At 35.2% G+C, this 23,008-nt stretch carries 16 protein-coding genes and 1 pseudogene; 13 read left to right on the top strand and 4 right to left on the bottom strand.

Translation table 11 applies throughout. From position 1 onward, the window contains the following. Position 1: 1 nt before the first annotated feature. The 3 genes from BXY75_RS06030 to BXY75_RS06020 form a co-directional block, all read right to left on the bottom strand. Positions 2–1,459, bottom strand: a complete 1,458-nt coding sequence (locus BXY75_RS06030; RefSeq protein ID WP_121906813.1) for a T9SS type B sorting domain-containing protein — start codon at positions 1,457–1,459, stop codon at positions 2–4. Between the two features lie 85 nt (positions 1,460–1,544). Further along, positions 1,545–2,855 carry a hypothetical protein gene (locus BXY75_RS06025; RefSeq protein ID WP_121906812.1) on the bottom strand — a complete coding sequence of 437 codons (1,311 nt, stop codon included), beginning with the start codon at positions 2,853–2,855 and terminating at the stop codon, positions 1,545–1,547. A gap of 175 nt (positions 2,856–3,030) precedes the next feature. Next, positions 3,031–3,483: a hypothetical protein gene (locus tag BXY75_RS06020; RefSeq protein ID WP_245962929.1), complete on the bottom strand. Its 453-nt coding sequence runs from the start codon at positions 3,481–3,483 to the stop codon at positions 3,031–3,033. Between the two features lie 660 nt (positions 3,484–4,143). Here BXY75_RS06020 and BXY75_RS06015 point away from each other — a divergent pair. From BXY75_RS06015 to BXY75_RS05960, 12 genes and pseudogenes are all read left to right on the top strand, one after another. After that, the gene (locus BXY75_RS06015) at positions 4,144–4,335 is read left to right on the top strand and encodes a cold-shock protein (RefSeq protein WP_121906811.1); all 192 of its coding nucleotides are present in this window, start codon (positions 4,144–4,146) and stop codon (positions 4,333–4,335) included. A gap of 123 nt (positions 4,336–4,458) precedes the next feature. Then, on the top strand, positions 4,459–4,908 hold the full coding sequence (locus tag BXY75_RS06010) for a KTSC domain-containing protein (RefSeq protein ID WP_121906810.1): 450 nt from the start codon (positions 4,459–4,461) through the stop codon (positions 4,906–4,908). A 43-nt stretch (positions 4,909–4,951) separates the two neighbouring features. Further along, entirely contained in the window at positions 4,952–6,289 is a 1,338-nt protein-coding gene (locus BXY75_RS06005; protein WP_121906809.1) for a DEAD/DEAH box helicase, read from the top strand. A gap of 106 nt (positions 6,290–6,395) precedes the next feature. Next, positions 6,396–7,265 (top strand): hypothetical protein, encoded by an 870-nt coding sequence (locus tag BXY75_RS06000; RefSeq protein WP_121906808.1) that lies wholly within the window; start codon positions 6,396–6,398, stop codon positions 7,263–7,265. A gap of 151 nt (positions 7,266–7,416) precedes the next feature. Next, positions 7,417–8,025: pseudogene (locus BXY75_RS05995) on the top strand (NAD(P)-dependent alcohol dehydrogenase); the annotation flags it as partial. A gap of 410 nt (positions 8,026–8,435) precedes the next feature. Continuing rightward, positions 8,436–9,944: a sodium/pantothenate symporter gene (locus BXY75_RS05990; RefSeq protein ID WP_121906807.1), complete on the top strand. Its 1,509-nt coding sequence runs from the start codon at positions 8,436–8,438 to the stop codon at positions 9,942–9,944. Beyond that, positions 9,919–11,424, top strand: coding sequence for a class I adenylate-forming enzyme family protein (locus tag BXY75_RS05985; protein ID WP_121906806.1), 1,506 nt, complete (start codon positions 9,919–9,921; stop codon positions 11,422–11,424). Before BXY75_RS05990 ends, BXY75_RS05985 begins: the two co-directional genes overlap by 26 nt. Before the next feature lie 71 nt (positions 11,425–11,495). Then, on the top strand, positions 11,496–12,365 hold the full coding sequence (locus tag BXY75_RS05980) for an alpha/beta fold hydrolase (RefSeq protein WP_170152856.1): 870 nt from the start codon (positions 11,496–11,498) through the stop codon (positions 12,363–12,365). 2 nt (positions 12,366–12,367) lie between these two features. Further along, complete coding sequence (locus BXY75_RS05975; RefSeq protein WP_147437237.1) at positions 12,368–13,777, top strand: hypothetical protein; 1,410 nt, start codon at positions 12,368–12,370, stop codon at positions 13,775–13,777. 158 nt (positions 13,778–13,935) lie between these two features. After that, positions 13,936–16,425, top strand: coding sequence for a TonB-dependent receptor (locus tag BXY75_RS05970; protein WP_121906803.1), 2,490 nt, complete (start codon positions 13,936–13,938; stop codon positions 16,423–16,425). Between the two features lie 11 nt (positions 16,426–16,436). Beyond that, positions 16,437–17,219: an alpha/beta fold hydrolase gene (locus BXY75_RS05965; RefSeq protein WP_121906802.1), complete on the top strand. Its 783-nt coding sequence runs from the start codon at positions 16,437–16,439 to the stop codon at positions 17,217–17,219. After that, positions 17,209–17,982: a 3-hydroxybutyrate dehydrogenase gene (locus BXY75_RS05960; RefSeq protein ID WP_245962928.1), complete on the top strand. Its 774-nt coding sequence runs from the start codon at positions 17,209–17,211 to the stop codon at positions 17,980–17,982. The genes BXY75_RS05965 and BXY75_RS05960 overlap by 11 nt, the downstream gene beginning before the upstream one ends. Before the next feature lie 272 nt (positions 17,983–18,254). Here the strand turns inward: BXY75_RS05960 and BXY75_RS05955 are convergent, their stop codons facing one another. Next, on the bottom strand, positions 18,255–20,483 hold the full coding sequence (locus tag BXY75_RS05955) for an APC family permease (protein ID WP_121906800.1): 2,229 nt from the start codon (positions 20,481–20,483) through the stop codon (positions 18,255–18,257). A gap of 447 nt (positions 20,484–20,930) precedes the next feature. Here BXY75_RS05955 and BXY75_RS05950 point away from each other — a divergent pair, with 447 nt between their 5' ends. Further along, on the top strand, positions 20,931–23,000 hold the full coding sequence (locus tag BXY75_RS05950) for a TIR domain-containing protein (protein ID WP_121906799.1): 2,070 nt from the start codon (positions 20,931–20,933) through the stop codon (positions 22,998–23,000). The last annotated feature ends 8 nt before the right edge of the window (positions 23,001–23,008 follow it).

Genomic DNA, 23,008 nt, shown 5'->3' with positions numbered 1-23,008 from the left:
TTTATTTAATTATTGAGATAAAACCTTTTTTCGGTTGTTCGTTTATTGGTGTTATATAGTAATAATAGACCTCATTTGAAGTCAGTACGTCTTCTGGCCAATTGTTAAAATAATCATTGGTACGCATCACAGTTTCTCCCTGAGCGCTTATAATAACCACTTCAGTATTAGTTCCACTTACATATTGTGTAGGGAGAATCCACGTGTCGTTAATTCCATCCCCATTAGGGCTTATCAAATTTGGTATATGGGCTACTTCCGGGAAGGGATTGTATAATTCTTCTATATGAAATTCATGTTCGATTGTCATGATACAGCCCGATGTCTGTGTAACAAGTACACGGTAAGTCCCAAAATTAGTTGCAGTAAAAGTGTTTTGCGATGCATTGGGAATTTCTTCCTCGTCTAAGAGCCATGTAAATTCTGGATTGATAGCGTCGGAGCTAATAGTTATAGTTAGTGAATCTCCTGTTTCCAACAAATTATTTTCATCAACATCAATACTACTTGTAAAATCTCCCGTTTCAAGTTCTAAACTCCCCGAAGCTTCACAGCTTCCGAAGTCTACCTTTACAGAATAAAGACCGGAAATGTCTGTTATATAAGTCTGACTTGTAGCGCCAGGAATGATAATTCCATCTTTAAACCAAGTATGGCTATTTCCGTTTATGGTACTCAAAGTTGTTGGACCATTCGCCGCACAAAATGGATTTCCCAGGCTGGAATTGATTGTCGCATCTACAACCTCTCCTGAAGTTGCTGCTGTAACAGTTACTCGATTAGAAAACGAGTTTGACGTACAGCTGCCATAGTTTGTCTCTACAAAATAAATGCCTTCCTGAGATACAGTTAGAGTAGGGGTTTGGGCTACTAATGCGAAAGTTGTCGAAGTAATCTCCTTATACCAGTTATAGGTTAATGAAGGATAGTTTAATGGCGAATCATTGTCACCTGTACCCGGATTATCAATAGTTAATAAGTAACTACCTCCTGGGCAAAAACTAGCATTCGCTATCATATTATTGATCGTAAAAGGGCTATCCTGAAGTTTATAATAGGCAGGAAAACTTTGAGAGGCGGTACTAATAGCCTCCGGATTTGTGCTTTTTATTCTTATTTTATATCCTTCGCCAGTGGTGGTGGTTGGAATTGAGAAGTAAACTATGGCAGGCGATTCTATAATTGATCCTGGGTTTGAAGTGAAAACTTCACTTGGATTAGAAAAATCTCCGGTATCATCAGATAGTTCGACTATAAACTGATTGGAAGGATCCACACCCGTTTCAGGACTAAACATAAAAGTGGTGCCGAATGTATTAAAAGATTCGTTTGCGCAGGCCTGACTAAACTCAAGATTGGGCGTACCAATAACAATTTGAGCGTTCATCGTTCCAATGCAAACAACACTGAAAAAACTACATACTGACAAAACGAATTGGGGAAGGTTTGTTTTTGCCATATTACTATTTATTAATCGTTATAACAGTTCTAGAATGCTATTCTTTCATCATTTAAGTAGGTAATGAAAGTTTACTGTTTAATTGTTATTCATCATCTAATAGACTACTTGCTATAATTCTATTTATTCGTAATCTAAAGTCAGGTTCTTTCAGATTTTTAGTATCAATAAAGGTTTCAGAATCTGATCCTTTCGAATACACATTTCTGAAGATGTTATTGCCATACCAATTTTCAAGGTCTTCATTGTTCGAGTAACCTTCAGTGAAGATATTTCCATTACAATTGTTGAAATACATATTACTGAATTCCATTATATCCAAATTTGCTGCATTAATAGTTATACTTTTATCCAGCACAACCGCAGGATTGAAACCTGAAAAAATACTTTTATTTATTGAAAAGGAGGCGCCTTCTTTTACATGCATAGCTTCAGAGACTAATCCAATTTTGATATCTGCTTTTAAGTCATCACTTAGAGTAAGCAGCGTTAAGTTTTCGGCATTTAGATGTGTATTTTCTTTCGAGGGATCTGCCTCTTCTATATTCGCGTAAGTGGCAAGATAAATACTACTTGCTCCACCTGCTTGTGTAAAATAGGGAGATCGAACGATCAATGAATTGTTTATTGAAGCATGGGCACCATAGTTCAGAACAAGGTCATTTATTCTTGTTCTAAAAGAAACCAATTGCGAGAGATACGTATTTCCTCCTAAAATTTGATAGGCGCTTCCCTGACAATATGTTACCATAACATTTTCTACTCTTGTTTCACTACCTACACCTGCGAGAGTAAGGCCGTTAAAATAACCGAAATCTTTAGTTCTCATTCCTGCATATTCGATACGAACATATTTTAAAATTCCGCTATTGCTTTCAACATCATTTCCGCCATAGCGTACAAGTTCTGTAGAAGATGGTTTTAAGCCGTAGTCTAATACCAATTCATCGTCAATTTTATTCACGGGTGCATTTCCTAAGATAAAAATACCTCCCCAATCACCTTTTTTCTTAATTCCTCTACTGGAAGAGAAGATAATTGGATCTGTTTGAGTTCCTTCAGCAATAATCTTAGAACCATTGCTAATTATCAAGGAACCTTTTGATTTAAAATCACCAAGGATCACAGTACCGGGTTCGATGGTTAGACTAGTGCTATCGGCAACAAACACATTTCCTAATAAAAGATATGTTTCTCTTTTTAATAACTTAGTATCTTCTGTAATCGTTCCAGAAAGAATTTGTGTTGGTGTTTTATAAGTTGTGGCTCCCGGATTAAAATCGGTCCAGATGCTCAGCCAATTTTCAATACCATATATACCTTTTTCTTGTTGTGAAAATAAAGTACCTATAGAGATGAAGAATACTATTAGGAAGGGGCGTAATTTTGTAAACATATTATACTAATTATGTTAAAATAAATACTTAATATAGACTAAACTTAATGATAAAATCTATTAAAAGCAAATTAATACGATGAAATGCACTTTATTTAACAATTAAGAAAATGCTCTTTTAAGCAAATCCTTTAAGATTTATGAATTAATTCTGTATAGAAATATGGTTTAAACCCTAGTTAAAGTCATTATAGGTATGCAGGGCTTTTAAAGTTTCTTCGTAGAATAAAATCGCCGCAATTAAGTTCGATTTATCTGAATAGGGAAGTACCATCTTTTGAAATTCGATCGTATTATCGAAGTAAGTAGTGGTAGCTTCAAGGTTTTCCTTTAGAGCTTTGCGGTTATCTTTAGTATCCGGAATACCTAAAGAGGTCATAGTCACTCCCGGCTTACTGGCGAATGCAATATTTGGTAAAATATTAATGATTATCTCAATTCGAATGTTGTACAGATCGAGAAGTTTACCTTTCTGCATAGCTTCCAATTCTTCACGATCGTGATATTTTTTAATATTCAGGTCGCCACGAATTAGTATTTGATCATCACCTTTTTTTTGGGCAAAAGCCATTGTTGTGAAGAGTAATAACACAATTGTGAGTAGATTTAGTTTAAAATGAGGAGTCATAAATTCTAATTTATAAGTTCAGGGGCATTATGCCTATAAATAGTAATGTTACGAATAAATCCTTTAAAATGCAAATATCATCGATAAAATACGCTATTTAAAAATAACAAATGTTAAAATCATACAAAAACCTCTTTATGTCTTCAATCCAATAGGTAGCTTTGCTATGGTAGGTGTATGGCTTAAGTATGGCTTAAGTATGGATAGTGTATGGGGAGTGTATGGAATACATATATCGGTAATTAGTCGCCATTTCGGCATATTGTGGCCAAAATGACCATAAGCGGCATTGTTTAAGTATAAAAGTTATCTTATCTGAGTTTACTGTGAACAAACTGCCCACTTTTTGTATGCTTAGCAAATCGAATCTTCTTAATAGTTGTGCAAAATCAACTATAAACAAGTAGATAGATACAATGTGACATTGAAAAAGTACGAGCGATTGATATTGTGTATTAAGCTAGAACACAGTTGTGCGATTGTAGCGTTAAAGCAGTAGTGATCTACATAGTTCTTTGGTCACGGGTGTGATAAGGGTACAATGAATACTTAAAGGTTCAGATCTAATTTTTAATAATAATTGAACTAATTCGCTGTATTTTAAATTAATGGCACCATCTTTGTCTAGTTAAAAGTATTAATAAATTAAATTACATTACAATGAGTAAAGGAACAGTAAAATTTTTCAACGACACTAAAGGTTTTGGATTCATCACTGAAGAAGGAGTTGAAAAAGATCACTTTGTACACATTTCTGGATTAATCGACGAGATTAGAGAAGGCGATGAAGTAACATTTGACCTTCAAGAAGGAAACAAAGGATTAAACGCAGTAAACGTAAAAGTTAGCTAAATATATATCCCAATATTTTCAAACAAAGCCCGTCATAATTGACGGGCTTTTTTTATTAGCGATTTTTTTAAAAGTATATCCATTAAAAAGAGGTAATTTCGCGCCAAATTAAAAGCCCTGATTATGAAACGAATAAATGAATACAGTAAATTATTTGGAGTAGAAAAGGAGATAGATCTAAAGCTACTTAAAAAGAATTACCGGGACTTAGTAAAACAATGGCATCCGGATAAATTTCAGGACGGAGATTCATTGCAACATGAAGCGGAGGTACAGAGCCGAAAAATTATAGATGGCTATCATTTTTTAGTGAGTATGGCTCCCGAAACTAAAGAGAAAAACTTACCAGCTTATACCGAAACAATTACTCAATCGGCTATAGCAGATTATCAGCATAAAGGATTGTTACTTGAAATTACCTTTACCGACGGAACAACTTATGAGTATTTTGGAATCACTAAGCCTATCTACCTTAAAATGATAAGCGCCGGAAATCTTAATCGTTTTGCAAAACGGAATATTTATCCAAAATACGCATACCGTCAATCCAAACGAATCCTTCAAGAAGCTTAATAAAATAAGATTGTATTAAGGCGGAAATAAAATCAATAAAAATATGGCGAATACGTTTTCAGATTTAGGCTTAGAGATTTCTATCGTAAAAAGTTTAACTGCTTTAGGCTTAAAACAGCCTACCAGCATTCAGGAAAAAGTAATCCCTGTTGTCTTAAAACAAAAAGAAGATGTAGTTGCCTTGGCAAAAACGGGTACCGGTAAAACAGCTGCTTTTGGTTTGCCATTGTTACAACTTATTGATGTAGAAAAATCGACTATTCAAGCGGTAATCTTAGCCCCAACAAGAGAACTAGGGCAGCAAATTTTTAAGAACTTAAGTGATTTTGCAGTGGATAATCCAAAAATATCCATAGCTTCCATTTGTGGTGGTATACCTATCAAGCCTCAAATAGAACGACTAAAAACAACCACTCATATAATTGTTGCTACTCCTGGTCGCTTAATAGATCTTATAAAAAGAGAAGCCATTTCAATTAAAGACACTTCGTATTTGGTACTGGATGAAGCAGACGAAATGGTCACCGCTTTAAAAGAGGGATTAGACTCCATCATTAAAGAAATTCCTAAAACCCGAAGAACCTTACTCTTTACGGCAACAATGCCCGGTACCATAAAGCAATTGGTGCAAAACTATATGTCTAAACACGTGGTTCATATCGAAGCAGATATGGCAACAGTTGGACATCAGGGCATAGATCATCAATATGTTGTGGTAAAACCTATTGAAAAACTAGAGGTGTTAATGCATTTCTTAAACACCAAACAAGGCGAACGAGGTATTATTTTTTGCAAGACGAAAGCAGCTGTAAATAAACTAGCGAAAAATCTAGCAATTAATAAGTTTTCGTCCGGAGCCTTACACGGGAGTTTAGCACAGGCTATCCGAGACAGAATCATGGGGCAATTTCGGGAAGGACATATAAGTATTCTTGTAGCAACAGATCTGGCTGCCCGTGGGATTGATGTAAAAGAAATTTCTTATGTTGTGCAATACCATTTACCAGATACCTATGATGCCTACGTGCACCGAAGTGGGCGTACTGCAAGAGCAGGAGCGAAGGGACTCTCTTTAAGCGTAATACAAGAAGATGAAGTAAATGACATTCCTGATCTGGAAATGGAATTAGGAATAAGTTTTTCTGAAATGAAAAAAGCTAATGCCCGCGCACTTGAAGAAAATAATGCGATACTTTGGGCTCGTAAAATTTTTAAGACAAAACCAAATAGGGATGTTTCCGAAGAATTTAAAACGGAAATTAAAACCATATTTCATCACCTGACTAAAGATGAATTGGTTGAAAAAATGATTGCAGATCATTTCAATCAAACGTCGGTAGCAACTTCAAAACCTGTGGTTCCCAAAAAGAAAAAGAAATAAAAATATAGAGGTTAGTAGAAAAGATGTACATTAGATCTATTTGGTAAAAGTCCCATTAAGTGGTTCCATTTTTAGCAATGTCAATAGATTGAATAAGATAATTTCTATGAAAAACTTCATCTTCTTTTTAGTTTTCTGCTTCAGCATAGGCTGTCTTTCACAAAACAATGAGAACGATATTACAGGTTCTTATTATATGAGTAGCGGTAATCCGGAAGGTGGTACAAACATGATTGTTATGCCCAACAATACTTTTGTTGTGAGCTATTTCGGAGGGATGCGCAAAGGCACTTGGGAACTTAAAGACAATAAATACAAATTTACCTACCATGTAGAGCCCAAATTTGTTCTTTATGGGCGTCACAATACCAATCTTCAGGATACCGTAATGGTTAATATGTCTGTGGATGCTAATAAAGAACTGGCGATACGCTTTAATTCTGATTCAGTCGGTGCCTTCTCACCTATTTTCAATAAAGGAGCAAACTGTTTCAGTTATCCCTATATCTATAAACAACATGAAACGATTAACATTTTAGACGCTTACGCACCAAATTTAAATTACTATCATGAGGGCGAAATATCCAATTCACCGGAATTCTATAGTTTCAGAATAAAAGAGGCTTATAATGACTTTATTTTAGTTGGACTCTCTAGCGAATATTCTCGAGCGGGTTCCTTTAATGCTGTTTATAAAGACGGAATCATGGATATTGAAAACCAGGGTAAAGTCAAAAAAAGTATTGACTACAAGGACATAGGAGAAGAAGACCTGTTATATATCCAGGAATATACTAAGACCGAAATCTTACCGAAATTGTTGGAGTATGGTAATGAGTTTTTTCCGTATTATGAAAATCCAACGAAAGCCGACTTAGTACCTTTTACACGAATAGATGCTACATTTTTATCTTCGGAAGGCATTGTAGTTTTAGACAAGAGTCTTTTTATCGTAAATTGTGATGATAAAGATTAATCTAACTGAAGCAGTTTTGTCTTTGTTTTTTAGTGATAATATGTAGAAGTTACAAGCGACTATTTTATCTCCCAATTTGCGCTAAAAGAGCTTCAATAATTTCTTTCATAAGCCATTCCGCACTATTCGTAAAGATCACAATAACAAGGAATTGTGTCTTCAAGGGATTGCACCTGTTTTATGTGCGGGAATTACAACCTGGTCGCCTTTAAGACACTGGAAAGTTACTAAAGGAAGTAAAGTCGCCGTCGTAGGTCTCGGCGGATTAGGCCATATGGCTATCAAGTTGGCACATGCGCTTGGTGCTCATGTTACTTTATTTTCAAGATCTACTAATAAAATTAAAGACGCTAAAGCCTTAGGAGCCAATGAAGTTATTATTTCGACCGATGAAGCTCAAATGGAAAAAGCGATGGGACGTTTTGATCTCATTATCGATACTGTGCCTTATGCACATGATTTGAATCCCTACGTTGGCACATTAAACACAAACGGCACATTGGTTGTTGTAGGCTATTTAGGCCCCTTAGATCCAATGCTTGTAACAGTACCTCTAATAATGGGGCGTAAGTCTGTGGCGGGATCACTTATTGGTGGAATTGCAGAAACTCAGGAATTATTAAATTTTTGTGCAAAACATAATATCACTTCAGATGTAGAGGTTATTAAAATTCAAGATATTAATAAAGCCTATGAACGTATGTTAAACAGTGATGTAAAATATCGTTTCGTAATTGATATGAAATCGCTTAAAAGTTAGAAAGCAAACTATTTATCAATTAAAAGAATCACCTGTTTCAATAGCAGGTGATTCTTTTTTTTGGTTTCTTCATAAGGGTTTACCGTAAAGAAATTAAATAGGTTACAATTTGAAGTAATAATTTTTACAGCGACCTACCTAAAACCTCATTGAAAATAATGATATTTTTTACATTTAATTGCTTCTGAAACATGCTGCATTTATATGAGCATCCTTCATGTCAAAAACAAATAATATTACTCTCTAAAGATTCAATAATATAAAAGTCATATACATGATTAATTACATTATGTTTACGCTATTTAAAATTAAGTCTCACTTTTTACTAAAAGTCACACCTAATGAAATTCAAAAAGACAAAACTAAACTAACTTAAAGTTTGTTATTTGCTTTTAAACATCCTAATTCAAATGATTGCATCAGATACCTTAGTTACTTACATGTGGATTTTATTGGTCGTTTATGCAGGAGTCATCCTATTTTTCGTTATAAGAGGCGCCAGAAAAAACAAAAATCTGGAAGATTACGCGGTTGGTAATATTGGTTTTCCTGCGTGGGTTGTAGGATTATCATTAGCGGCTTCCATGACTAGTGCTGCAACATTTATAATAAATCCGGGATTTATCGCTCTTTATGGTGTTTCTGGGGTTATTTCGTTTGCCTTGGTGTTACCCATTGCTGCATTTATTTCGTTGATTGTATTTACCAAAGGATTTGCAAAACAAGGGAAAGCCGTAAAAGCAACCACCATGGCTCAATGGATTGGCAAACGCTATCAGAGTAAAAACTATGCCTTTTTCTTCGCTGTTATCGCACTTTTACTAATAACATTTATAGTGTTGATTAATGTTGGACTTACCCAAGTTATATCCAAGTCACTTAATGCAGATCCGTTTTATGTACTTATGGGTATCACCGTATTTGTGTTTGGATACATGATGTTTGGTGGTGCAAATTCCATGGTTTATACCAATACTATTCAGGCAATTATAATGTTTATTGTGGCTATAATTTTAATTGGATCAGGAGCTGAATATTTTACGGATGGCATAACTGGGTTTTTTGAAAAACTGAACGCCATTGACCCGAATTTATCGAAACCCACCAATCCCACCAGCTTTTTATTTCGAGATTACTTTGAAATAATTGCAACACAAATCGTTATTGGCGTTGCCATTGTTTGTCAGCCTCACATCATCACCAAGTCTTTATTACTAAAAGACCAAGGTAAAATAAACACTTATTTATTCAGCGGTATTTCGTTTATGATCATTTTCTTTTTAGTGGTCATTGTCGGATTATATGCACGAATTAGTTTTCCGGATTTTATGGTGAATGGAGTAGCCTTAAAAATGGACGAGATTATACCCACTTATGTGGTTTCTAAATTCTCTGTGGGTGTTGGTTTAATTATAGTGGTTGGATTAATTTCGGCAGGATTATCGACATTGGAAAGTCTTATACAGTCCTTATCAATTACCATAACCTCAGATATTATCAACCCATTATTTAAAGGTAAATTTGCGGATAAAACAATTTCAATAAATAAAGTGGTGATTATCGCATTAGGATTTGTTAGTTTTTTGTTAAGTTGGAATCAGATTAAAAATCCTGACATCAGTGTTGCTATTTTCGCTCAAAATGGGGTATATGCATATTTTGCAGCAGCTTTTGTCCCTGTGCTTTTCGGGACATTTTTAAAGAATGTTTCCACAAGAGCGGTTTTTACTGCAAGCATCACGGCTATCGTAGTACATTTTGGTATATATTATGGACGAATAACACCTTATATGCAGGAGCCGGTAAACAATCCGGGGGTTTCAGCAGCGATAGGAATTGTAACATCATTAATAGTCGGATATGTATTTTATAAATTAGACGAAAAAAAACAACGTGGACACATTAGATTGGACAGCTAAATGGGCGGATTATACGCCAGAGAATATTGCCATTACTTCATACGACGCCAATGAAAGCTACTCGTATCGAGAATTAAATTTTTACGCCAATCGGTTAACAACCAAATTTGCAGAAATGCAACTGGAAGAAGGCGACAGAATAGCTGTTTTAGCTGAACACGGTTTAGAATATATGGTGCTTTTCGTGGCTTGTCAGCGGATGGGTATTATTATAGTTCCTTTGAACTATCGACTTTCTTTATCGGAAATATCGAAACTCATTTTAGATTGCACACCAAGAATACTTATTTATTCTGAAAATCATTTAGATAAAGTAGAGCATTTAGTATTTCCAGCCTTAGAAAAAGTTGAATTTAATAGCTTATCCAAGTATTACAGACAGGCTAATAATTTTCCTGAGAAAAGCTTTCAAATCAAAGCTGAAAACCCACTTTTTATTTTTTATACTTCAGGGACCACGGGGGCACCAAAAGGGGTTATATATACTAATAAAATGTTGTTTTGGAACAGTTTAAACACATCCATGCAACTTGGAATTACTTTTAGGGATTCTACAGTAAACATACTACCACCTTATCATACTTCTGGTTGGAATATTTTTGTAACACCATTATTGCACAAAGGAGCGCATATCGGCATATTGGAAAAGTTCGATGCTGAAAAAGTATTGTGTTTGTTGGAGTTGAATAAAACAACTTTGTTCATGGCTTTGCCTACTATGCTTTTGATGATGCAAAAAGCACCCGTATTTAAAGATGTGAACCTAAAAAAATTGCGTTACATTATTTCTGGTGGAGAAAGAGTGCCTTCAGAATTAGTCAACTATTGGAAACAAGAAAAAAATATTTACATAAGACCGGGTTATGGGTTAACAGAGGCAGGACCAAGCATCACTTCATTACATCATAATATGGCACAGCTAAAACCTAATTCCATAGGAAAACCTAACTTTTATTTGAACGTAAAAATTGTAAATAAAAAAGGAGATAAAGTAAATCCATATGAAGTAGGGGAGTTGTGTATTAAAGGTGATATCGTGACGCCTGGATATTGGAACGATTCGGTTAGAACAAGTAATAAAATAAAGAAAGGCTGGCTATCTACCGGTGATTTCGCTTTTAGTGATAACGAAGGATTTATGTATATCAAAGGCCGTAAAAACGATATGTATATTTCTGGGGGAGAAAATATCTACCCGCAAGAAGTAGAAGCCATTCTTGAAGAGAATGAAGAGATTAGCAAAGCTGTGGTCTTAAGCGCGAAGGATGAAAAATGGGGACAATGTGGTATTGCCTTTGTGACATCAACGAATGAAGATCTTTCGGTAGTACAAATTCGAGAGTATTTAAAGTCCAAGCTTGTGGCGTTCAAACACCCAAAATACATATTTGTTTTAGATGAAATTCCTCTTACTAGCCTCGGAAAAGTTTCCAGAAAGAAACTCTATTACTATTTTAACGAAATTAAATCAGCTCAATGAAACTAATTTACTACTTGCTTTTCTTCTCCCTAATAAATGCTTCTGTATATTCACAAAATCCAAACAAACCTATGAAAGATTTACTTTCAGCATATAGTTTTACATCGTCTACGACAACCTTAGACGATTTAGAAATAAGCTATATAAAAGAGGGTTCCGGTGAAAAAACACTGTTGTTTGTACATGGTCTTAGTAGTAATTCCGATGCCTGGTCAAAGAACATCGAAATTCTACGAAAGGACTATACATGCATTGCTCTGGACTTACCTGGATATGGCAGATCATCAAAACCTGATGTAGATTATACCCCTTCATACTTTTCAGAAATTCTACATCAATTCATTGAAAAATTAGAGTTAAAAAATATTGTCCTTATCGGTCATTCTATGGGTGGACAAGCAAGCATTAAATTTGTAAGCACCTTTCCTAATGAAATTGAGAAACTTATCCTAATTGCTCCGGCAGGTTTGGAACAGTTTTCAGAAACAAATGTAGTTTTAATGAAATCCTTTTTTACTTCAGAATTGGTTAAAAACACATCAGATGAACAAATTGAAAAGAACTACGCGCTCAATTTTCACGTACAACCATTTGAGGTCACTAAAATGATAGATGATAGAAAAAGGATTAAAGTAGCCTCAGATTTCGATGCTCACTGTTACGCCATTGTAAGTAGTGTTTACGGTATGCTTGATGACTCGGTTTATGATGATTTAAAAGCTATCTCTCAAAAAACCTTAGTGATATTTGGAGGCAAGGATCTACTCATACCAAATAGGTATTTTAATCCTACAATAACTACTAAAGATGTAGGAAACATTGCCATAGAGAAAATTAATAAGGTGTGTTTAAAATTTATTGAAGATGCAGGACACTTCGTTCAGTTTGAAAAACCGAACGAAACCAATATACTTATAAAGCAATTTGTTGATGATAAATGAAAATGAAGTTAAAAAAATTTACAGCATTCAGCAAAACCATTTTACCAAACGAAGCTAAATATCTTGAAACTCAATTTCAGTTTGTAGATGAGGAAAAGCTTCAAATTATTAAACTAGTAATTGAAAATGCCTTATCTCAAAACATTTTTAGGGACTTTGATGCAGATATTGATAAGAGGAAATACTCCTATATTAAAGATTGGATTAATAAGAAATTGCTAAGCATCGATGTAGACGCAACTATTGGTTGGATTATGTCTTTGAACAAAAAGATACTAACCGATGCGATCTCGTCAAAAGAAGAAAAAGAATTTCTAAATTATATTTCATCCTATAAAAACATTGATTTTAGCTTTCAAAGTTTATACGATCTTGCTAAGGAGTATAAATCGTATTTATTAGTTAGAATGCGCTATAAAGATCATCAGATTGTGGCTGGTTTTATTCTAGAAAATAAAGCCTCCTACATTAAAGCCAGAGAAATTACTGAGAAACTTTATTCAGCCACCGCTGAAATCACCGACCAATATACACTCAACAACAACGATACAAAATATTTAGAAAATTGGCTATTAGAGGTGTTTAACGAAGCTTCAATAAGTGGAAAGAACAGATATCAGGCGTTTATTTTACTTGCGTTTATGTACTCCAACTACGATGAAAATGACAAATTAAAACTGTTGTTTAATCAAATTGATATTTATTTCAGTTTAGGAGAGATGTACTCAAGACGGCTATTATCTAATTATTATGCAAGTCGGGTGCTGCTACATTCTAAACAAGATGAGTTTAAGGAAGCCGAGTTTTATGGCTATCTCTCTATTCGGCAAAACAACAATGACACTTTAATGTATTTGAATAATTTAGTTGCAATCTTATTGCGAAATAATAAGCCTGAAAAAGCATTTTCATTGTTAGAAAAGCATACTGATTTATATAGAGAAACTCATAATTATCATCAAAAAATTGGATACAGTTCATATCAAATTCGTGTGCTTTCTGAACTTCAAAAAAATAGTCTTGCGGAAGCCACTGCTAAAACCTTTTTAAGAAAATATAAAAACGAGGTTTTAAAACACCGTTGGCACCATTTTTTCACCTCTTATATTAGTACACTAATCGTACAAGAGAAATATGAAGAAGTGCTCAAACTTTCCACCAAATTCGACCTTATTAAAAAGGAAGGTGAGCGACAGAAACAAAATAATTACGTCCCAAATATTGCCTGGAGCATATCATTGGCTAGATATATGGAAGGTAAAATAAATTCAAAACGTTTATTGAATGAAATAAAAGCACCACTTATAGACGTTCATCCTACTACAAATCAAAAACAGTTGATGATTAAAGTCATCGATCGCCTTTCAAAAAACTTACCTGAAGCATTTTTGAAACTAAAGTCACATATCTAATAATTCAAGTACATGTCTTAAATATCAATAAGTTAGTTGCCAATTAGCACGGGATATGCCGTAAAAGTCATACTTATATCCTTTTGTTTTGACCACGTAATGTTTGCTTTTTCATAATAGATTGCCATCTAAACAAACTCAATCAACACTTTCGCTATATGAAAAAAATACTCTTATTACTCATGCTTATTGCTACTTTTGGAGCTAATGCACAAGAGACCGGAACGATTAATGGATTAGTTACAGATGTAAACGGCTTACCTTTATCTGGTGCAACTGTATCTATTAAGTTTTTGAACAAGGGCACCATGACCGATTTTGATGGCGCTTATACAATCGAAAACGTAGAAGTCGGTACTTATGATGTTACTTTCTCTTATGTAGGTCACGAAACTTCTACCAAAAGTATTTCGGTACTTGAAGGTAAGACGACACAATTGAATAGCTCATTGAACGAATCTAATACGATTTTAGATGAAGTGATCTTAACAGCGAACAAACAACCACAAAAAATTACAGATGTACCGGCAACTGTAAATGTGATTACGGCAAGGGATATTGAAGAATTCCCAAGTTTTAATGTAGGTGAATTGGCCGCCAGACAAAAAGGAGTTGATTTTGTAAGAAGTGGAGTCTTAGGAACGGGAATAAACATTAGAGGGTTCAATTCTGCTTTTAATGCTAAAAATTTACAAGTCACAGATGATAGACTTTCTACTTTGATCGCAACAGGATTGCCTATGGGCTCTTTTTCAACCGTAACTAAGGATGATATTGAGCGTGTTGAAATTCTTCTTGGTCCAAATGGAACACTCTATGGTCCAAATGCACACAACGGCCTCGTTAGCACTATCACAAAAAATCCAAGAAAATCTGAAGGAACAACTTTTGCGATAGGTGCTGGAAATCAAAGTGTAATCACTGCCAGACTTAGACACGCACAAGTTATTGATGACAAGTTTGCCTATAAATTTCATTTTGAAAGATCTCAGGGTACAGAATATAAGTATACAGATACAGTATATGTGGGTACAAAGAGCTATCCGGAACTTGAATTGGATCGTGATTTTGATACTCAAAAATATGGAGCATCATTATACTACAAGCCAACTAAAGGCTCAGAGATAAATGGATATTATGGTCACAGTAACACAAACAACATTGGTATTACAAGTGCTGGACGTAACCAAATTAAAGATTGGAGCATAGATGTAGCTCAATTAAAATTTGTGTCTAAGAATTTCTTCGCTAACACCTACTATACATGGAGTAACACAGAAGACACTTACGCCATGAATCAACGAACACAAAATTATGTATCCTTTATAGAAAATGGTTTTTCTGAGCAAGAGGCTCGAGAACGTTCTTTTACAGAGCAATGGTTTCCTACAGGCGAGGGTGAAGGAATTGTACTGCAACGTGGCGCCGTATTCAAAGATGCCTCAAGACGTTTTAATGCAGAAGGACAGTACAATAATAATTGGAGTAGTTTCTATTTAACCTTGGGCGCACAGTACCAGCTGGATATGGCAGATTCCAAAGGAACTTACCTTTTAGATGATGGCGGTATCGATCTAAATCAAACAGGATTTTACACGCAATTGGAATACAAACTGGAAGACTTAGGTTTAGGCTTTTTACTAGGAGGTCGATTAGATAATCATGAATTGTATGGATCTAACTTTATTCCAAAAGTAGCAGTGACTAAAAAAATAAATAATGGAACCTTCAGATTAACTTACGGAAAAGGTATTGCAGTACCTTCAATTTTAAATCTAAAAGGAAATCTGTTTGGTGGTTTAGTTCTTGGTAACGGAGAAGGCTTTACACTAACAGATGGGACTAAAATTGAGAAGTTAGATGTTGAAACTATCAACTCTTACGAAATAGGCTATAAAGGAAAACTTTCAGATAAATTATTTATTGACACAAACGCTTACTATAATCAATCAGATAATTTTATTAGTCCTTTACGAAATATAGCAGATGCGGCAAATGGTAACTTTGTAACTCATATTGGAGACCAGCCCATTGGTGAAGTAATAGAAGGCTCAACGGGTGCTTTTGTATTAACTTATTTAAACTTCGGTCATGTAGATACCTATGGTGTTGACGTTGGATTAAATTATTATTTTGACGACAACTTTAGAACCTCATTCAACTATTCTTATTTTGATCGTAATCTTGATAAAGATGACCTTGCCAATGATGGAAATTTAGATGGCCAAGTATTGGAGAGTGAATTGCCTATCAATACCCCTAATCACAAATTTAGCGCAGGGGTTCACTACAACAATGGAAAATTTTACGGTGCTCTTTATGGAAGATATGTTCAAAAATATGATTTCTTCTCAGGTATTAATGTCGCGGCTGAAACACAAGATCAAGATGGAGATGGTGTCAATGAAATTGTTGAAAATGCGCAAGTAGGTAGAACATGGAATTACGGACAACTTGGAGGTTTCACAGTAGATGCTAATGCAGGTTATAATTTTTCAGACAGTCTTTCTTTAGGTGTGAGCCTTACCAACCTGTTTAACGCAGAAGTTAGAGAGTTTGTGGCATCGCCAGTTATAGAGACCTTAGTATCTTTTGAGTTGAAATACAATATCAACTTCTTTAAAAATAAGTCTGTAGCAATTAATTAAGCTTTCAAACCATGTCAAAAATACAAGTTAATAATATCGAACTTGATTATGAAGATTATGGAAACGGAAAAGTACTTCTATTGCTTCATGGATTAGGATCAACAAAAAAAGATTGGGACGCACAAGTCCCTTTCTTTTCTAAAAAGTATCGGGTAATTGCTCTAGATTTAAGAGGTCATGGAGCCTCTACAAGACCAGATAATGCTTATGGCGTTGGATTGATGACAGAAGACATAAAGGCATTCTTAGATCAATTAGAGATTAAAAAAGCAACTTTTGTAGGTTTTTCAATGGGAGGTGCTGTGGCGTTTCAAATGGCATCCAGCTATCCTGCCTATGTTGAAAATTTGGTTATTGTCAATAGTGGTCCTGATTTCAATGATATGGGCAGCATTGGCGACGATCTTTTAAAGAACAGAACCGAGTTTATGGAGACTAAAGGCCTAGAATTATTAGCCGAAGAGATTTCATTTAATATGTTTCCTGAAGCACATCAAGTGGATTTGAGAAACGCCTTTGAAATTCGTTGTAAGAACAATGATTATAATGCCTACTACCAATCCTTTGTAACCTTGATGGAATGGGGATTGGGAGATAAACTAAAAAATATAAAGACAAGGACTTTGGTAGTGGCTTCAGATATGGACTATACACCCATCGGCTTTAAGGAAGAATACGTTAAAAGAATGTACGACGCAAGATTAAGTGTCATAAAGAATTCCAGACACGGCGTAGTAATAGATCAACCCGACGCATTTAATGAAGTACTTAAAAGATTTTTAGATGATGAATAAAACCGTTCTTATTACTGGAAGCACAAGTGGAATTGGGTTGGCATTAGCCAAACAATTTGCCAAGGAAGGCTATCAAATTATGTTTCACGGTTTGGAGTCGAATGGGAACGAAATTGCAAAAGCAATAGGAGAGAAGTATGAGGTAAAGGTAGCTTTTTCTAAAGCGAATTTGTTAAAATCGGATGCTGTGGAAGACCTTGTCGCGGAAACCATAAACTCCTTTGGAAAGTTGCATATATTAGTCAATAATGCCGGTATTCAATATGTGTCACCCATAGAAGATTTTCCAAATTCTAAGTACGAGGATATTATTGCGATCAATATGAATGCTGCTTTTTATGCGTCAAAAGCTGCTTGGAAACAAATGAAGAGTCAAAAGTTTGGCAGGATCATCAATATTTCTTCCGTTCACGGTTTGAGAGCTTCAGAATTTAAATCTGCTTATGTTGCGGCGAAGCATGGTGTAATTGGGATGACAAAAGTTTTAGCTTTAGAAGGCGCACCTTTTAATATTACATGCAATGCCATTTGCCCCGGTTATGTTAAAACGCCTTTGGTTGAAGGTCAAATAAAAGATCAGGCTAAAGCACACCATATGACTGAAGTAGAAGTGATAGAAAAAGTAATGCTTAAGAAACAAGCCGTCAAACAATTTGTCCCGGTTGATACCATCGCGGACATGGCATTATTATTAGCAAAAGAGACTTCTTCTACTATTACAGGAACATCTTTTGCCTTAGACGGAGGTTGGAGTGCTCAATAAATAGATTCATAATACTCCGTTCTAACTGGTTTATTACTTTCTTAATTAGCTTCTTTTAAATTGAATTGATTTTTTATGTAGTTTGAAAGCTTTATATAGCCTTGACCAAGTCATCAGCTCTTCCTGCGAAGAAAACCGTATAATTCTTGACGTATGAGCGCTAAACCCGATGCAAATTACTTGGTTTTGAAAACAACGCACGAAATACCATTTTTTTAATGTCTAGATTTTGAGAAATGAGTATTAAGTATATCAAAACACACTATTATATACTATTCTATTGTCGAACTGAAAATAACAGGAATCACATTCTCCATTCCATTATTCTGGGTAAATACAACAACCTTTAAACTTTTTGCAATACGCTCCATAGTTTGTGTACGTTTCTCAAAAGCATCATTATTTCTTGCCAATCCACAAAAAACAATATCAGCCGTTTGACTCTTTTTGATAAGCATACCAACTATGTCTTCACTATCTTTAATAAGCACATGTATTTCGGCATCAATACGTGCTTCGTTAATTGAATACTCTATATGGCGCTCCAATGTGAGTTTTTCTTTTTCCGAAGCAGCTATAGAAAAGATACTTATCACTGCTTTCTTCCATTTTCTATTTAAACACATTAGATAAGAGAGCAGTAACATCAAGTCACCATTTCTATCTTCTCCACGCCACCATATATCAATACGTTTATTAGGACGATCATTAAATGGAGCGTTAAAATTCGCAATTAGAATATTCTTACCTGATGCAGCAAGATTATTAACGATTTGTAGTTCTTGAATTTTACCTTCCATAGTACTAGACCAACCAAAGACTACGGTATTGGTTTTTATACCTGCTATGCCATGAGACGCGGCCACTTGATAAATACCATGTTTTAGATCGTTAACTACATTCACTTCAGTTAGAGCCTGTAGACCTTCTTTTGCCAATTCTTTTTGCATTTTAAAGGCAATATCTTTGCGCATTTTTAATTCTTGTTTATCTTCAAAAGTGATCAGTTTTGAAATAGTCAACAAGCCACTATTTTGCCCTAGCATTTCCATAAGTTGAATTAATGGCAACTGTGCTTTTAATTCATGAACAAATAGAAGTATAATTGGACGCCAGTTTCTGGGATGGATATTTTTAGAATTCAATCGTAACAGGGCATATCTACCCATATGCATCCAAATTCCGGTAGAAGCATCACCCCATTGTTGTTCCAGTTTTTTACTAAATAAATAAATGAGAATCAGTGCCTCAAGGCCCAATGCGAAAACAAAGGCCCATGGATTAATCAACCACATGACTACCATCGCTGCAATAGCCCCAAGGATGGATACGAACCAAGGTACTTGTATTTTTGGGCGATACGAAGGTTCTTTTATAAGTTGCTCAACTGCTGCGCTCACATTTACAGCCACATAGAGCGTTAAAAACAGAACAGATACATATTGCGCAATCGTGTTCAAACCGCCAAGAAAAACAGCGGCTATCGCAAGAAACCCACTTATCCAAGTGGCAATAGTAGGCTGGCCAGATTTAGATAGTTTCGATAAAAATTTTGGCATTAATCCATCCATAGACAATGCTTGAAGAATTCTTGGTCCTCCTAAAATACTTCCAAAAGCAGATGATAAAACGGCCCCCCAAACGGCAGGATAAACAATCCATGGTCCAAAAATGGCGAGACGTGTCCAAATTGTTACACCGGCATTAGGGTCTGTCATTTGCTCTAATGTAAGTGCTCCGGTTATTGCTAAAAGTAGTGGTATAATAAGATAGATTACAGCTCCTGATACTACGGCGGCTAGTGTGCCTTTAGGTATTGATTTTTGTGGGTCTTTTAAATCACCACTCAAACCCACTCCAGCTGTAAACCCTGTAACCGCAGGAAAAAACACAGCAAACACATACCAAAAACCCTCAGGTGCTGTTTGATATGTCGCTTTCGTAATTGGTGCATGAATGTCCTGGCTAAGTACACCGATGATTAAAGCGAGAATTGATGCACCAACAATAATCATTATTGGAATTTGGGATTTTAAAACGAGTTTTGCACTTTTCCCGGATAATGTAGTAACTAAAACGATAAAAATAATGGTTAGGCCCTGTAGTGCAAATGATGGAAGTAAGCTTTGATGCTCCGGCCATAACACTAGTATAGCTTCGGAAAGACCATAACAGTAGAAAGTAACACTTAAGGTTCTGCATAAATACAAGGGAATACCAATGGCACCACCAGGTTCTAGGCCTAGGCTTCGAGAAATCATATAATATTCGCCTCCAACCCCAACTTTGATGTTAGTAGCGATTGCTGAAGCACTTAAGCCAGTAATAAACGTAATAGAACTCGCCATTATCACAATAAAAATGGTCTTTATTAGACCTACATTTCCAACTACCCATCCAAATCTCAAGTACATTACCAAGCCAAGAATAGTTAAAATGCTGGGTGTATATACGCCTAGAAAAGTCCCAAATTTATGTGGTTTGCTGTTTGTTTTTGCCATGTTTGTGCGTTAGTCTAATTAGCTGATACTGTTAAAGATAAGTTAAATTTAGATAGCTAACTATTATTTAGTATGTACTGAAGTATTCAGTGAGGTGCTCATCCTGTGTGATTTAAGAATCGTAAGCTGCTTGCGAATCGTCGACGAGAAGTCATAGCTATCCTGCCACCATAGCAGTTTCGGTGAAGTATTTTAGTGATTGCAAAAGCTTTTGCAACAAAGAAAGGAAGTGAGATGAAGAGTAGTAGTTTGAATTAAGTTTACCACAAATTTTTAATCAATCTACGATACATTTTATAAATAGCATTCCATTTAATTTTAAACCGCCAGATCATTTTTAAAGATATAATTCAAAGAAATAATCATGAAGTTTTAATCTGAAAAGTTAGAATATCTATTCCTTTATCAATTTAAATTGTAATTTAACTAATTCAGAAGCTATGTATAATGAAATACAGTGCATTTATCTCCTATAGTCACGATCAGGACTCAAAGCTTGCTCCATTCTTGGAAAAAGGCCTTGAGCAGTTTGCCAAACCTACTTTTAAGCGTCGTGCATTGAATATTTTTCGCGATTCGAATGATCTATCTGCTTCCCCAAATTTGTGGGGTAAGATCGTGGAAGCTTTAAATGAATCAGATTATTTTATATTCCTTGCTTCTCCGGCAGCGGCTCAATCTATATGGTGTAAAAAAGAAGTAGAGCATTGGATGGCGAATAAATCAATGGATAATTTTCTGGTCGTTTTAACAGAAGGCGAATTAGAATGGGAAGAAGCCTCTAATGATTTTAATTGGGGAAAAACGAACGCACTTCCGAAGAACTTATCAGGAAGCCTCAAAAATGAACCCTTATACGTAGATTTCCGTGGAGAGAAAAAAGTAGCAGAATTACATTTAGACAATGCCAGTTTTCAGTCCAAAGTAGTACTATTAGCTGCAACACTTCATGGAAAGGCGGTAGGCGATATGGTTGGAGAGGATGTAAAACAACACCGACGTACCTTGCGTTTTCGAAATAGTGCCATTGCTGTATTAACCGCTTTTTTTATTGGAGCCGTAATACTAGCTTTCTATGCCTTTCAGCAGAAAAATATCGCTGTTCAGGAAGCTTCAAAATTAAAAGTCTCTAATTATCTGTCGACGGCGCAATTCCTATATTTTACTAACAAAACGGAAGCTTTTAATGTTGCTTTTTTAGGATATCGATTTAGTGATTCGCTCGAAATGGAGAATACCGAATTTTCAGAACTACTTTTAAAGTTATTGTACGATTCTAGTCCTATGTATATTGTTGATCCTGATCCGGAATTAGCACTTCAGCAGAGATCGATAGTCAAAGAAGTTCGCGAGTTGAATGGTAATTCACTAGTAGTAAATGAAGAATCCGGCTTCTATGATTCAGTGGTATTTACCAAAGTGAGTGGTGAGCTTATACCATTTAATTTTTACACTCCTTCTGAAGGAATCGATTTTGTCTCGTTTTCACCCAAGGGCAAATTAATTGTTATAAGAGATAAGGCCGAGATTTCAGATACTGGGGAAGATATATTTACAAGCCATGTTAATAATGCGATATATAATATGCAAGGTGACTTAATGGCAAAATCCAGAGGACTTTTTTCTCGTTTTGTTAATTACCAAAGCGATGTCATCGTATTTGATGAAGATGAAGACATTATTTTGAGTTTAAGAAATGCAAATTATGATGATGTCATTAAGGCCGACGTATTTATAAAAGTTAGAATGGATGATGAACGTATCATCTCACGAGAGTCGGAACATGCGACAGCGGTTGCTATAAATAAAAGTGGCGATGAAATAGCCTATGGTACCGAAGATGGAAGTATTCGCCTTATGAAATTAAGATATGGTGCTACACAGATTGCCGGTGACTGGACACTATCGGGTCATAATGGTGAAGCTATAATATTCCTTAATTTTAGTGAAGATCAGAAGTATCTGGTAAGTGAGTCGGCTAACTTCAAAAGGTATTGGTATTTGAAAGAATCAAATAAGGGAATTCTATATCCTTTAGTTAACCAAAAATCAGAAGTAAACCCCGAAAAGCCTTCAGAAAAAGGAACAATTACAGCATACGCCGATCGTTATGCCTCTTCTGTGAATCAGCGATTCGAATATGTTTCTGAAAATGGTGATAAAATCAAATTTGATACTGTACATGATTTAAGAAGAGTAAATTATAGTGCTTTTGGTAAATTTTATATTGGGAATAGCATTAGTATTTTGTCACCCAATTCAGACTATCTTCTAACACAAGAAGGATTATTTAATACTACAAACTCGTTGATAATCCCTATAAAATTTGATCCCTTGGCAAGATTGGGACCTTATGTTTCATTTTCGGAAGACGGTAGGTTTTTACTTGTATGTAATGTAATGAGCACAGAAGATCTTGAAGAATTTATGATCTATTTATTGGATCCGGATTTAATTCTTGAGCGGATGAACACCAAACCAGATGTAAATGGTTTGGTTTTAAAACCACAGAACTAAAAATTTGG

The organism is Ulvibacter antarcticus (assembly GCF_003688405.1).
GTDB classification, from domain to species: Bacteria; Bacteroidota; Bacteroidia; order Flavobacteriales; family Flavobacteriaceae; genus Ulvibacter; species Ulvibacter antarcticus.
The sequence above is the reverse complement of the archived record's forward strand: the minus strand, read 5'-3'. Positions and strand labels throughout refer to the sequence as shown.

Excerpts from the sequence above, each read along its gene's own strand:
- BXY75_RS06030 (WP_121906813.1), bottom strand. The coding sequence starts at position 1,459 with ATGGCAAAAACAAACCTTCCCCAATTCGTTTTGTCAGTATGTAGTTTT.
- BXY75_RS06025 (WP_121906812.1), bottom strand. The coding sequence starts at position 2,855 with ATGTTTACAAAATTACGCCCCTTCCTAATAGTATTCTTCATCTCTATA.
- BXY75_RS06020 (WP_245962929.1), bottom strand. The coding sequence starts at position 3,483 with ATGACTCCTCATTTTAAACTAAATCTACTCACAATTGTGTTATTACTC.
- BXY75_RS06015 (WP_121906811.1), top strand. The coding sequence starts at position 4,144 with ATGAGTAAAGGAACAGTAAAATTTTTCAACGACACTAAAGGTTTTGGA.
- BXY75_RS06010 (WP_121906810.1), top strand. The coding sequence starts at position 4,459 with ATGAAACGAATAAATGAATACAGTAAATTATTTGGAGTAGAAAAGGAG.
- BXY75_RS06005 (WP_121906809.1), top strand. The coding sequence starts at position 4,952 with ATGGCGAATACGTTTTCAGATTTAGGCTTAGAGATTTCTATCGTAAAA.
- BXY75_RS06000 (WP_121906808.1), top strand. The coding sequence starts at position 6,396 with ATGAAAAACTTCATCTTCTTTTTAGTTTTCTGCTTCAGCATAGGCTGT.
- BXY75_RS05990 (WP_121906807.1), top strand. The coding sequence starts at position 8,436 with ATGATTGCATCAGATACCTTAGTTACTTACATGTGGATTTTATTGGTC.
- BXY75_RS05980 (WP_170152856.1), top strand. The coding sequence starts at position 11,496 with ATGAAAGATTTACTTTCAGCATATAGTTTTACATCGTCTACGACAACC.
- BXY75_RS05975 (WP_147437237.1), top strand. The coding sequence starts at position 12,368 with ATGAAGTTAAAAAAATTTACAGCATTCAGCAAAACCATTTTACCAAAC.
- BXY75_RS05970 (WP_121906803.1), top strand. The coding sequence starts at position 13,936 with ATGAAAAAAATACTCTTATTACTCATGCTTATTGCTACTTTTGGAGCT.
- BXY75_RS05965 (WP_121906802.1), top strand. The coding sequence starts at position 16,437 with ATGTCAAAAATACAAGTTAATAATATCGAACTTGATTATGAAGATTAT.
- BXY75_RS05960 (WP_245962928.1), top strand. The coding sequence starts at position 17,209 with ATGATGAATAAAACCGTTCTTATTACTGGAAGCACAAGTGGAATTGGG.
- BXY75_RS05955 (WP_121906800.1), bottom strand. The coding sequence starts at position 20,483 with ATGGCAAAAACAAACAGCAAACCACATAAATTTGGGACTTTTCTAGGC.
- BXY75_RS05950 (WP_121906799.1), top strand. The coding sequence starts at position 20,931 with ATGAAATACAGTGCATTTATCTCCTATAGTCACGATCAGGACTCAAAG.